We start from the raw sequence: 12355 nt of genomic DNA, 5'->3' as shown, positions 1-12355 counted from the left end.
GCCGATCGAGGCTCCGTGGCACTCATCACCTGGCTCTTTCTCGGATACGCCGCCGGCCTGTGGCTCGGGTTCGGCGGTTTTGTCATCCCCGCGGGTGGTGCCGCGCTGCTGGTGGCCGTCCGCGGTGCCTCCCGGCGCGACGCCGGTGCTATGCTCGGCGCCGGCGCGCTGGTGCTTGGCGTTCTTGTCGCGCAGGACGCTCATGCGGAGGACGTCGCGTGCACGCGTCGTGCGCTGCGCACCGGCGCGGTGCGCGCGAGACTCCTCGAGCCCCTGCGAGCCGGAGGTACCGCATCCGCCCGCGCCGTATCGTGCGGGCTCCGCGTGCGGATCTCTGCCGCCGCGGGTGCGACCGTCGCTTCGGGCACCGTGGTCGACGTGTCCGGATCGTTCCGGCGATCCGGTGGCGGACTCGCGGTGCGCCGTGCGCGCGTCGTGGTGCATGAGGCCCCGGCTCTGCTCGAGCGGTGGCGCGCACGCGTGAGCGCCATGATGGATCGTCGATTCGAAGACGACGCCCCGTTGGCCCGCGCCCTCGTCCTCGCCGAACAGTACGACCTGCCGAGCGATCTCAGGACTCGTTATGCAGACGCCGGCATCATCCACATGGTGTCCGTCTCAGGCCTGCACGTGTCGATCATCGCCGGCGGGCTGCTCGCCGCGTTTGCTGCCGTCGGGTTACCGGGACGCGTCGCCCCGTTCGCGGCGATCCTGGTCCTCGTCGCATACGTCGCTTTCATCGGCGCGCCGCCACCCGCCGTCCGGTCGGCTGCCATGCTCGCCCTGACGCACGTTGCGAAATGGCTCCAGCGCCCGACCTGCCCGTGGGCCATCTGGGCCGTGGGCAGCGGCGTGTCGCTGATCGAGCCGCGTATTGCGATCGACCTGGGCTGGCTACTCAGTGTTGGCGGGATGGCCGGCCTCATCGCCAGTGGCGGCCTCGCGTCGCGGTGGTTCGGTCCGCTGGTCGGGTGGCGTCGCCCCATGGTGGAGGGCGTCGTGGCGACCGGCGTGGCGACGATCGTGAGCGCGCCAATCGTCGCATGGACCTTTGGTCGGTTGAGTGTGGCCGCGGTGGTCACCAACCTGGCGGCAGGACCGCTCTTCAACGTGGCGCAGCCGCTGCTGTTTGCCACCGTGCTTCTGGAGTGGATCGCCCCGGTGGCCGCGTACCTTGGCGACGCGACGCGCGCGGCGCTCGCCCTCATCGGTGGGGTCGCCCGTATCGGTGCGGCGATTCCATTCGGCGTCATCGCCGTTGCGCCATCGGCGGTGACGGGGATCGCGATCACGGTGGTCGCGGTGTCCACGGTGGTGGCCTGCGTGGTGCAGCGTTGGCAGCGTCCCATGGGCGTCGCGCTTGGCGCGCTGGTCCTGGCGACGTGGTGGCCACATCTGCCCGGCCCGGCGGGGCGGCTCGAACTGCACGTCATCGACGTGGGGCAGGGCGACGCCGTGGCCCTGCGCTCCCCACGCGGGCGATGGATCGTGGTGGACGCGGGCAACGCCTGGCGAGGAGGGGATGCGGGCGCGGCAATCGTGGCGCCTTACCTGCGACGGCGGGGTGGAGACGTCGTGCACGTCGTCATGACTCACCCGCACGCCGATCATGTCGGCGGCGTACGGTCGCTGGTGGGCCTCGCGGGTGTCGACACGCTCTGGGATCCTGGGTACCACGGCGCGAGCCCTGCCTATCGCGAAGCGCTGGACTCCGCCCTGGCGCGGCGAGTGGTGTGGAAGCGCGCCGTCGCCGGCGATTCCATGAATCTCGACGGGGTCCGGGTCGATGTGCTGGCGCCGGCCACATCCTGGGTGCCCATGCAGACGAACCCTAACGAGGCAAGCGCCGTCCTTCGCATCCGGTATGGCACGATCACGATGCTGCTCACCGGCGACGCCGAGGCTGGCGCTGAAGGCTGGCTGGTGCAGCGATACGGCCGAGGTCTGCGCGCCGACGTGCTCAAGGTCGGTCATCACGGAAGCGGCACCAGCAGCACCGCGTCATTTCTCGATGCCGTGCAGCCGCGCCTTGCGCTGATCTCGGTAGGCGCCGACAACGACTACGGCCACCCGTCGGCGGCCGTGTTGCAGTCCCTCGACGCGCGCGGGGTGCATGTGTTGCGCACAGACGACGACGGGACCATCATGCTCGCGACCGACGGCGTGAGCATCGACTACCGGACTCAGGACAGCAGATGGACATCCTTGCCGCGCTCGCACGCGCCCTCGTCGGGGTCCCCTCGGTGATTCCGCCGACGTTGCTGGGCGCGTACCCCGAGCTTGGCCTGGTCAGGCTTCGTCGAGGAGGCTTGCCGCCGCGGCTTGGCGGCTGGTGCCTCGGCCGCCGATGGGTGGACGGCATAACGATCGGTCGTCACGTCTGGCTCGCCCCCCCGACGCCGATGTCGGCGGAACTACTCTTGCACGAGCTTCGCCATGTTCACCAGTTTCAGGCACTTGCGGCGTTTCCGTTGCGGTACTGGTGGGAAACGTTGCGTCGGGGATACCTCAACAACCGTTTCGAGGTCGACGCCCGGCGCTTCGCGGCCGAGCGACTTACCAGGGCGATGACGCCCCTCCAGCCGGAGGAATGATTCGTGGTCAAGAACACCGCCACTTCGGTGGTCACGATCGACCGCTACATCATCGAGCAGGAACGTCTGCATCAGGGGGCCACCGGGCAGCTGTCCGGCATCCTCTACGACGTCGCGCTCGCGGCCAAGCTGATCGCCAACAAGGTGCGCCGCGCCGGACTCGTGGACATCCTCGGGGCGCTCGATTCCGAAAACGTCCAGGGCGAGATCCAGCAGAAGCTGGACGTCTTCGCGAACGAGACGATCGTCAAGGCGTTCGACCACGGCGGCCACCTGGCGGCCATGGCGTCCGAGGAAGAGCCGGACATCATCCCGATTCCCGACCAGTTCCGCTGCGGCAACTACGTGCTCGCCTTCGACCCGCTCGACGGCTCCTCGAACATCGACGTGAACGTGCCCGTCGGCACGATCTTCTCCGTCATGCGCAAGATCACCCGCGGCGTCCGCGGGGAGCTCGAAGACGTGTTGCAGCCCGGGCGGCGCCAGGTGGCCGCGGGCTACATCATCTACGGTTCGAGCACGATGCTGGTCTACACGACCGGCCACGGCGTCCATGGCTTCACACTCGATCCGTCGATCGGCGAGTTCCTCCTTTCGCACCCCGACATCCGCATCCCGCCGCGTGGTCGCTACCTCAGCGTCAACGACTCGTACGAGCAGCACTGGGATGAGAACGTAAAGGCGCTCATGCGGCGGTATCGCGGACTCGATGGGCATCAGAAGGCCATGTCGGTGCGCTACGTCGGGTCACTGGTGGCCGACTTCCATCGCAATCTCCTTGGCGGCGGCGTGTTCGCTTATCCTGCCAACACGCAGTCGCCCAACGGCAAGCTGCGGCTGCTGTACGAGTGCAATCCGCTCGCCTTCGTGGTGCAGCAGGCCGGAGGATCGGCCACCAACGGCGTGCAGGACATCCTCGACCTCTCGCCGACGGAACTGCACCAGCGCTGCCCGCTGTACATCGGCAGCCGCGACGACATCGAGACCGCCCGCGAGTTCCTGTCGCGCAAGGTCGCCTGAGCGCCGTCCCCGCGCGCCAGGGTCCGTGAGGTATCGCCTGGCGACGAGGTGCCGGGCGCGATGAGTGGGCACCGTCCCTGGACGGTGCCCGTTGGTCTTTCGGTGACGCCGACGGTGCCAGCGCGCGGCGCCCGCGATCAGATTTCACCGCCATGACCAGGCCCACCGACCCGGAGCGATTGACGCCGTCGGGTATCCCCATCGAACCCGTCTACGGTCCGCGCCATGTGGGCGAGGGACTCGCCGAGCGACTTGGTGCGCCGGGCGCTTTTCCGTTTACGCGTGGCGTGCAGCCCACCATGTACCGCGGCCGGCTGTGGACGATGCGACAGTACGCCGGATTCGGCACGGCGCCCGAGACCAACGCGCGCTTCCGGCACCTGCTCGCCGCGGGGCAGACCGGGCTCTCGGTCGCCTTCGACCTCCCCACGCAGATGGGCATCGATTCCGATTCGCCGCGCGCCGCCGGCGAAGTGGGCCGCGTGGGTGTGGCGATCGATTCGGTCGAGGACATGCATCTGTTGCTCGACCAACTGCCCCTCGATCGCATCTCGACGTCGATGACGATCAATGCGACGGCGGGGATCCTCCTGGCCATGTACGTCGTGGTCGCGGAAGAACGTGGCATCGCGCGCTCGGCGCTGAGCGGCACCATCCAGAACGACCTGCTCAAGGAATACATCGCGCGCGGCACCTACATCTATCCGCCAGGGCCCAGCCTGCGGATGATCGCCGACATCTTCGGATACTGCGCCTCGGATGTCCCCAACTGGAACCCGATCTCGATCTCCGGCTACCACATTCGCGAAGCTGGTGCGACGGCCGTGCAGGAACTCGCATTCACCTTCGCGAACACGGTTGAATATGTGGAGCGCGCCCTCGAGGCCGGGCTCGCGATCGACGTGTTCGCACCGCGACTCTCGTTCTTCTTTGCCGCGCACAGCGACCTGTTCGAAGAGGTGGCCAAGTTCCGCGCTGCCCGCCGGATCTACGCGCGCCTCATGCGCGACCGATTCCACGCGAGCGACGCGAGCGCACGACTCCGCTTCCACACCCAGACCGGCGGCGTCACGCTCACCGCACAGCAGCCGTTGAACAACGTGGTGCGCGTGGCGGTGCAGACGTTGGCCGCTACCCTTGGTGGTACGCAGTCCCTGCACACCAATGGCTACGACGAAGCGCTGTCGCTGCCGACGGCCGAAGCGGCCACGCTTGCCCTGCGCACGCAGCAGATCGTTGGCTACGAGTCTGGCGCCGCGTCCACCGTGGATCCGCTCGCCGGTTCGTACTACGTTGAGGCGCTGACCGATGAGCTGGAGCGCCAGGTGCTGGTGCTGATGGAGAAGGTCGAGCAGCTCGGTGGGGCCGCGCCGGCGATCGCCGCGGGGTTCTTCCAGGAGGAGATCGGGCGAAGCGCGTATGCGCACCAGTTGCGCATCGAGTCCGGGGAAACGGTCGTGGTGGGCATGAACAAGTTCAGCGACGGCGTGGAGCCACCGGAGATTCCCGCGCCCGACTTCTCCGCGCTCGAACGCGATCAGGTGTCCCGCGTGCGCGACCTGCGATCGCGGCGCGACACCCAGGCCGTGGGTCGCGCCCTGTCGGCGCTCGGTGCGGCAGCCACGACGTACGCCGACGCACCAGACTCCGCCGGCAGAGAGCCGCTCATGCCGTTGATGGTCGAGGCCGTCCGATCGCGCGCGACGGTCGGCGAAATCAGCGATGTGCTGCGCGAGCGGTTCGGGGAGTACCGGCCGGGCTGATCGTGACGCTGGTCCGCGCTGCCGTGACGGCTGCACTGGTCCGCGTGGCTTGGGTCAGCTAAGTTATTGCTTGAATACCACTTGCGGGTCTGACACCGCGGGTTCCCATCCGGAGTGTGGGAGCCCGGCGCTTTGCTGGTGCACCGTGTTTTCGACGTTCTGATGCCCACCTACCAGTTTCGTTGTCCCGACGGGACGATCATCGAGCGCATCTTCAAGATCAGCGAGGTTCCTGAAGCTGTTCCGGCTCCGGACGGCAGCGGGGAGGCGGTCCGCATCATTTCGGGCGGAGCCGGACTGATCTTCAAAGGGTCCGGGTTCTACATCACCGACTACGGGAAGGATGGCAAGAAGGACCAGCGCGATGCCACGACCAGGGCGGAGGGCAAGTCGGAGTCGAAGGGAGAGCCCAAAGCGGCCGGTGAGTCGAAGGGGACGAACGCCTCGCCACCAAAGGCCGAAAGCAGCGGCGGCGGATCGTCGGCAGGCGGTACTCCCTCAGGTGGATCGGGTGGATCGGGTGGATCTGGTGCATCTGGTGGATCCGGCGCGTCGGGCGCCACATGAGCGCCGAAGTGGTACTCAAGGCCGCGCTCGCTGACGCGGCGCGTGATCTCGGGGCACCGGCGGAGTTCGAGCCGCAACTGGAGCGGCCACGGGACGCCGCGTTCGGCGACTGGTCGACCAACGCCGCGATGAACCTTGCCCGGGTGCTCCGTCGCAAGCCGATGGATATCGCCAGCGACCTGGTGGCGCGCCTCGACGTCTCGAAGGCCGGCGTGAGCGAGGCCTACGCGGCCGCACCGGGCTTCATCAACTTCCGCATGGCGGTTGGCGCCGAGGCGGCGCGGTTGGCGTCGATCATCGCGGCGGGTGACGACTACGGTCGCACCAGCGACGGAGCCGGCCGGGCGGTGAACATCGAGTTCGTCTCGGCCAATCCCACCGGCCCGCTGCATGTCGGGCACGGCCGCCAGGCGGCGTTAGGCGACGCCATTGCGTCCCTGCTCACGTACAGTGGCTGGAAGGTCACGCGCGAGTTCTACTACAACGACGCCGGCGTGCAGATCGCGAACCTGGCGCTGAGTGTGCAGGCGCGGGTGCGCGAAATGGCGGGGGTCAGCGCACCGCTGCCCGAGGGTGGGTATCACGGGGAATACATCCGGGACATCGCGCGCCAGTACGTGGCGGCCAACGCCGACGATGCCGCGGGCGAGGCGCTCGACCGGATCCGGGAGTTCGCGGTGGCTGCGCTCCGCCGAGAGCAGGACCTCGACCTGCAGGCGTTCGGCGTCCGCTTCGACGTGTACTACCTGGAGTCGTCGCTCTACAGCGACGGCAAGGTCGAGCAGACCGTCGGCATGCTGGAGCGCGGCGGCCACACCTTTGAACAGGATGGCGCTCTCTGGCTGCGTACCACGGACTACGGGGACGACAAGGATCGCGTGATGCGCAAGCGCGACGGGACGTACACGTATTTCCTCCCGGACGTCGCCTATCACGTGACGAAATGGCAACGGGGCTTTGCGAGCGCCATCAACGTGCAGGGCGCTGACCATCACAGCACGGTGACGCGTGTGCGCGCGGGTCTGCAGGCGCTCGAGATGGGAATCCCGGAAGGGTACCCCGAGTACGAGCTGCACCAGATGGTGACCGTGATGCGTGCGGGCGAGGAGGTGAAGATCTCCAAGCGCGCCGGCTCCTACGTCACGGTGCGCGACCTGATCGACGAGGTCGGTCGCGATGCGGTGCGCTATTTCCTGCTCATGCGCAAGGCGGACTCACCGCTCGTCTTTGACGTGGACGTGGCGCGATCACAGAGCGACGAGAATCCGATCTACTACATCCAGATGGCGCATGCGCGGCTGCACGGCATCTTCCGGGTGGGCGAGATTGACCCGGCGTCGGTGACGGGCCACGGGGTCGACTGGACGGCCCTCGCGTCCGAGCGCGAACGCGAGCTGGTCAAGGCCCTGCTGGGGTATCCCGCGCTGCTCGCGGCCGCGACGCGCACGCGCGCGCCGCACCTGGTGGCCGGCTACCTGCTTGACCTCGCTGGCCTCGTGCACCCGTGGTACCACAAGCATCACGTGCTGGGAGAACCCGAGCCCGTCCGATCGGCACGGCTGGCGCTGGCTCGCGCCGCGCAGATCGTGCTCCGCAACGGACTCGGTGCGCTGGGCATCTCCGCTCCGGAGCGCATGTAGACATGGGCGCTCAGCAGATGCGTTCATCCCGCACGATGGGTTCCGTGGTGCTCGACGCCGCCATGGAACGCCTGTAAGCCTCGTCGCTCGGCCTCCCTCCCGCACTCGTCAGGCATGACTGTTCTCGTGGTTGGTTCCGTGGCGCTCGATTCCGTGGAGACCCCGTTCGGCAAGGCCGATGAGGTCGTTGGGGGGTCGGGCACGTTCTTCGCCGCGTCGGCATCGCATTTCACCCGGGTGCGCCTTGTCGGCGTCGTGGGCAACGACTATCCGGTCCACAAGCTCGACCCGCTGCGGGCGCGCAACGTGGACCTGTCGGGCCTGGAGCACGCCGAGGGCGAATCGTTCCGGTGGCGCGGCCGCTATCGGCACGACCTCAATGCCGCGGAGACGCTGGAGACGCGCCTCGGGGTGTTTTCGCAGTTCCGGCCCAAGATTCCCGACGCGTTTCGCACTTCGCCGTTTGTCTTTCTCGCCAATATCGACCCCCGCCTGCAGCTCGAAGTGCTCCGCCAGGTCGAGACGCCGCGGTTCGTGGCGTGCGACACGATGAACTTCTGGATCGAGAGCCGACGCAGCGACCTGATCACACTCCTTGGCCACGTCGACGTGTTGCTCCTCAACGACGCCGAGGCCCGGCAGCTGACCGAACACAACAACCTCGTGAAGGCGGCACGCTGGATCCTGGAACGCGGGCCCCGGCACGTCATCATCAAGAAGGGGGAACACGGCGCCTTCATGTTCACGTCGTCGACGGTGTTCTTCGCCCCGGCATTCCCGCTCGAAGACGTCTTCGACCCGACCGGCGCCGGCGATTCCTTCGCGGGTGGCTTCATAGGCTACCTCGCACGAGCCGGCAAGGTTGACGACGCGCACCTGCGCCGCGCCGTGGTGCATGGCTCGGCCATGGGGTCGTTTGCGGTCGAACGGTTCTCGATCCAGCGGCTCATGGAGATCGGAGATCGCGAGATCCACGCACGTCTCGCCGACTTCCGGCGCCTGGTGGCTTTCGAGGAGGTACTGGCCACGTGACCGGAACGCCCCGGGGGCTCGACTACCGCGCAGCCGGCGTCGACATCGAAGCGGCGGACGACGCCAAAGGCCGCATCCGGCGCCTCGTCGAATCGACGCGGACGGCGGGATGCGTGGGGGACTTCGGCACGTTCGGGGGACTCTTCCGCGCTCCGCAGCAGGCGGGTGCGGTGCTGGTCTCGAGTGCCGACGGGGTGGGCACCAAGATCAAGGTGGCCATCGACGCGAACGTGCACGATACGGTCGGGCACTGCCTGGTGAATCACTGCACCAACGACATCCTCGCCCTCGGCGCCACGCCGCTCTTCTTTCTCGACTACGTGGCGTTCGGCGCGCTCGTGCCGAGCGTGGTCGAAGGCGTCGTCGCCGGCGTGGCCGCAGGGTGCCGCGAAAACGGCTGCGCCCTGATCGGTGGCGAAACCGCCGAGATGCCCGGTGTGTACACGCCGCCCGACTACGACCTCGCCGGATTCATCGTGGGCGTCGTGCAGGAGGACCGGACGATCGGCGCGGCGAGGGTGCGCGATGGCGATGCTCTCGTGGCGTTCGAGAGTTCCGGCCTGCACACCAACGGCTACTCGCTCGCCCGCCGGATCGTGTTCGAACGCATGCGTCTCTCTGTTGGCGACGCGTTTCCGGGGGAGGCTGGCGCCACGGTCGCGCAGGTTCTGCTCCGCGTGCACCGCTCGTACCTGGCCACGGTTCGGCCGATGCTGGACCGCGTGCATGCCCTGGCGCACATCACGGGTGGCGGGCTTCCCGGCAACCTGAACCGCGCGCTGCCCCCCGATCTCGATGCCGTCGTGGACGAAGCGAGCTGGGCGCTGCCTAACGTGTTTCGTGTGCTGGAAGATGGCGGGCAGGTGGCGCGCGACGAGATGTTCCGAGCGTTCAACATGGGCGTCGGCGCGGTGGCCATCGTGGCCCGCGGCGATGCGGACGCGATGATCGCTGCGGCGGGCGACGCCGGTGTCGGTGCGTGGGTCCTTGGCGGGGTCCGACCGGGCACGGGTGTCGTCCAGTTCACCGGGAGGAGTATATGAGACGACACATTGCAGCCGCTCTGATTGGCACCGCGCTGCTGCCGCGCGGTAACGCGACGGCGCAGGGTGGCACGATCGATTCGCAGTGCCGCGCAACGACCGTCGCGGAGCGTACCACCCAGGACGCCTGCCAGAAGGCGATCGACCTGTTCCTCTTCATGGCCCCGCAACTCGGCGGCGCGCTCACGGGAGGCAACGCGATCAGCGGGGAGCACTCGGTCATTGGCCGAGGAGGGCACAGCTCCGTCGGCATCCGCTTCAACGTGGTCAACGCGCGGCTGCCGCTCGTCGACGATGTTTCGCCGGCGATCACGGGCGCGGTCGCGTCGGACTACGCAATCAAGGAGCAGGTCATTCCAGTCCCGACCATCGATGCAGCGGTCGGCATTTTCCGCGGCGTTCCGATCGGCGGCTCGTACGCGTTCGGCCTCGACGGGCTGCTGAACGTTGCCGTCGTGCCGTCGCTCAGCGCGGGGGACTTCGAGGTGTCGCTCCCCGACGGACCCGTGCGCCTGGGCATCGGTGCACGCGTGTCGCTCGTCAGCGAGAGCGTGCTGACCCCGGGGATCTCGTTCAGCTTCCTGCGTCGCGACCTGCCACACCTCGCGGTGAAGGGTTCACCGGGGGCGGACGAAATCGAGATCGATGACTTCCAGGTCAGGACCTCGGCGTGGCGCGGGGTGATCGGCAAGAGCCTCGGCGTCGTGGTGCTCACCGGCGGCTTTGGCCAGGATCGGTATCGGACGAGTACCATCGCGCAGGTCAGGGTGACGCGCGGTGGAGTCACGACATCGGCGAGTCGGATCGTGGCCACGCAGACGATGCGCCGCGACAACGCCTTCGGTTCCGTCGCGCTCGACCTCGGCGCGTTTGCTCTTGTTGCCGAGGGCGGGCGCGCGAGTGGTGGGCGCGTTGCCACCTACAACACGTTTGCCGGCAAGCGCGCCGATGATCCGCTCACGTACGGCTCCGCCGGGTTCCGCTTTCGATTCTAGGGTCGTGAACGCCGCCAGTCACGACACGGATGCGCCATTCATGCGCCGCGCGCTGGATCTGGCGCGACAGGGCTGGGGCCAGGTCGCGCCCAATCCGATGGTCGGTGCTGTGCTCGTGCAGGACGGCAGGATCGTCGGCGAAGGGGCGCACGAGCGGTTCGGGGGGCTGCACGCCGAGGTGAATGCGCTGGCCGCCGCCGGCCCGGCGGCGCGTGGTGCGACGCTCTACGTGACGCTCGAGCCCTGTGCGCATCACGGCAAGACGCCGCCGTGTGTCGACGCGATCCGTGCCGCTGGCGTCGCCCGCGTGGTGGTGGCGATGCGCGATCCCAACCCGGAGGCTGCGGGCGGTCTCGCCGCGCTGGCCGCCGCGGGCATCGAGACCAGCATCGGCACGCTGGAGGCCGACGCGCGTGAACTGAATGCCGCGTTCCTGCATGGCTGGCACTCGGAGCGGCCCTGGGTCACGCTCAAGCTGGCGATCACGCTCGATGGGGCCATCGCCGACGGCACCCGCACGACGAGCCGCGTGACGGGCCCGCAGGCCCGTCGTTACGCGCACCACCTCCGTGCGGGCCACGACGCCGTCGCCGTCGGCATGAACACGGTGCGCATCGACGATCCGCTGCTCACGGTGCGCGAGGCCCCGGCGCCGCGGGTGGCGCCGGCGCGCGTGATCTTTTCGCGCACAGGCCGCCTCTCGCTCACATCCACGCTCGCCAACTCGCTCAAACAGGGGCCGGTCATCGTGCTGGCCGAGCAGGTGGATGCCGAATACGAATCGGCGTTGCGCAGCCATGGCGTGGAGGTGGTACTCGCGCCGGACCTGGCGTCCGGCATGCGACAGTTGCGCGCGATGGGTATGCGTTCGGTGCTGGTCGAGGGCGGAACAGGGATCGCGGCGTCACTCTGGGAGGCGGGGCTCGTCGACCGGCTCGTCCTGGTGCAGGCGCCGATCGTGTTTGGTCGCGGTGCGCTCAACGCCTTTGCCGCGATGCCGGCCGTACGTGCTGAAGCGGCGCATCGCCTGCGCGTTGTGTCGCGTGAGCCGCTCGGTGACGACATCGCCACCACCTACGCCGTGCGGGAGTCGTAGGTGTTCACTGGTCTGGTGGACGACGTCGGCGAGGTGACCGAGGTTCGCACGTCGGCGGTGGGCCGCGAGTTGGTGATCCGGACGCGCTACGCCGACCTGGCGATGGGCGAGAGCATTGCCTGCAGCGGCGCGTGCCTCACGGTGCTGGACCATGGCGCCGGGTGGTTCCGCGTGGCGGCCGTGGACACGACCCGGGGTCGCACGGCGATCGACGGGTGGCGGGTCGGCACACGGGTCAACCTCGAGCGCGCGCTCTCGGTGGGCGACCGCCTGGGCGGCCACCTCGTCCTGGGCCACGTCGACGGGGTTGGCGAGGTCACCGCGGTGGTGGTGCAGGGAGACGCGCTGCTGATCGACATTCGCGTACCGACCGACGTCGACGAACTGCTGGTGCCGCACGGCTCGGTGACGGTGGATGGGGTGAGCCTAACGGTCAACGCCCTTCCGGCACCCCGCGTCCTGCAGGTCTCGATCATCGAGCATACCCGCCGCCACACGACGCTCGGCGAGCGCCGGCCAGGGGACCGCGTGCACCTCGAGGCCGACGTCCTCGGGAAGTATGTCCGTCGCCTCCTGCAGCGCCCGCCGGGCGATTAGGATTCGGC

General features: G+C 68.5%; 11 protein-coding genes. All 11 read left to right on the top strand.

Annotation, left to right across the window (positions count from 1 at the left end; translation table 11 throughout):
* Window positions 1-15: 15 nt before the first annotated feature.
* The 11 genes from IT361_16125 (at window position 16) to IT361_16075 (ending at window position 12347) form a co-directional block, all read left to right on the top strand.
* Window positions 16-2247: a DNA internalization-related competence protein ComEC/Rec2 gene (locus IT361_16125; GenBank protein ID MCC6319201.1), complete on the top strand. Its 2232-nt coding sequence runs from the start codon at window positions 16-18 to the stop codon at window positions 2245-2247.
* Window positions 2196-2594 (top strand): hypothetical protein, encoded by a 399-nt coding sequence (locus tag IT361_16120; GenBank protein MCC6319200.1) that lies wholly within the window; start codon window positions 2196-2198, stop codon window positions 2592-2594. The genes IT361_16125 and IT361_16120 overlap by 52 nt, the downstream gene beginning before the upstream one ends.
* 3 nt (window positions 2595-2597) lie before the next feature.
* Window positions 2598-3614: a class 1 fructose-bisphosphatase gene (gene fbp, locus IT361_16115; GenBank protein MCC6319199.1), complete on the top strand. Its 1017-nt coding sequence runs from the start codon at window positions 2598-2600 to the stop codon at window positions 3612-3614.
* Between the two features lie 152 nt (window positions 3615-3766).
* Window positions 3767-5377, top strand: a complete 1611-nt coding sequence (locus IT361_16110; GenBank protein ID MCC6319198.1) for a methylmalonyl-CoA mutase — start codon at window positions 3767-3769, stop codon at window positions 5375-5377.
* Window positions 5378-5539: 162 nt separating this feature from the next.
* Window positions 5540-5944: a zinc ribbon domain-containing protein gene (locus IT361_16105; GenBank protein MCC6319197.1), complete on the top strand. Its 405-nt coding sequence runs from the start codon at window positions 5540-5542 to the stop codon at window positions 5942-5944.
* Window positions 5941-7584, top strand: a complete 1644-nt coding sequence (locus tag IT361_16100; protein ID MCC6319196.1) for an arginine--tRNA ligase — start codon at window positions 5941-5943, stop codon at window positions 7582-7584. Before IT361_16105 ends, IT361_16100 begins: the two co-directional genes overlap by 4 nt.
* A gap of 114 nt (window positions 7585-7698) precedes the next feature.
* The gene (locus IT361_16095; protein MCC6319195.1) at window positions 7699-8616 is read left to right on the top strand and encodes a sugar kinase; all 918 of its coding nucleotides are present in this window, start codon (window positions 7699-7701) and stop codon (window positions 8614-8616) included.
* The gene (locus IT361_16090) at window positions 8613-9659 is read left to right on the top strand and encodes a phosphoribosylformylglycinamidine cyclo-ligase (GenBank protein MCC6319194.1); all 1047 of its coding nucleotides are present in this window, start codon (window positions 8613-8615) and stop codon (window positions 9657-9659) included. Before IT361_16095 ends, IT361_16090 begins: the two co-directional genes overlap by 4 nt.
* On the top strand, window positions 9656-10654 hold the full coding sequence (locus IT361_16085; GenBank protein MCC6319193.1) for a hypothetical protein: 999 nt from the start codon (window positions 9656-9658) through the stop codon (window positions 10652-10654). The genes IT361_16090 and IT361_16085 overlap by 4 nt, the downstream gene beginning before the upstream one ends.
* A gap of 4 nt (window positions 10655-10658) precedes the next feature.
* Complete coding sequence (ribD, locus tag IT361_16080) at window positions 10659-11750, top strand: bifunctional diaminohydroxyphosphoribosylaminopyrimidine deaminase/5-amino-6-(5-phosphoribosylamino)uracil reductase RibD (GenBank protein ID MCC6319192.1); 1092 nt, start codon at window positions 10659-10661, stop codon at window positions 11748-11750.
* Window positions 11751-12347: a riboflavin synthase gene (locus IT361_16075; protein ID MCC6319191.1), complete on the top strand. Its 597-nt coding sequence runs from the start codon at window positions 11751-11753 to the stop codon at window positions 12345-12347.
* The last annotated feature ends 8 nt before the right edge of the window (window positions 12348-12355 follow it).

The organism is Gemmatimonadaceae bacterium (assembly GCA_020846935.1).
Lineage (GTDB): Bacteria > Gemmatimonadota > Gemmatimonadetes > Gemmatimonadales > Gemmatimonadaceae > RBC101.
Note: the sequence above shows the minus strand (reverse complement) of the source record. Positions and strands in the feature narration are given on the sequence as shown.

Excerpts from the sequence above, each read along its gene's own strand:
- IT361_16085 (MCC6319193.1), top strand. The coding sequence starts at position 9,656 with ATGAGACGACACATTGCAGCCGCTCTGATTGGCACCGCGCTGCTGCCG.
- IT361_16120 (MCC6319200.1), top strand. The coding sequence starts at position 2,196 with ATGGACATCCTTGCCGCGCTCGCACGCGCCCTCGTCGGGGTCCCCTCG.
- IT361_16105 (MCC6319197.1), top strand. The coding sequence starts at position 5,540 with ATGCCCACCTACCAGTTTCGTTGTCCCGACGGGACGATCATCGAGCGC.
- IT361_16110 (MCC6319198.1), top strand. The coding sequence starts at position 3,767 with ATGACCAGGCCCACCGACCCGGAGCGATTGACGCCGTCGGGTATCCCC.
- IT361_16095 (MCC6319195.1), top strand. The coding sequence starts at position 7,699 with ATGACTGTTCTCGTGGTTGGTTCCGTGGCGCTCGATTCCGTGGAGACC.
- IT361_16100 (MCC6319196.1), top strand. The coding sequence starts at position 5,941 with ATGAGCGCCGAAGTGGTACTCAAGGCCGCGCTCGCTGACGCGGCGCGT.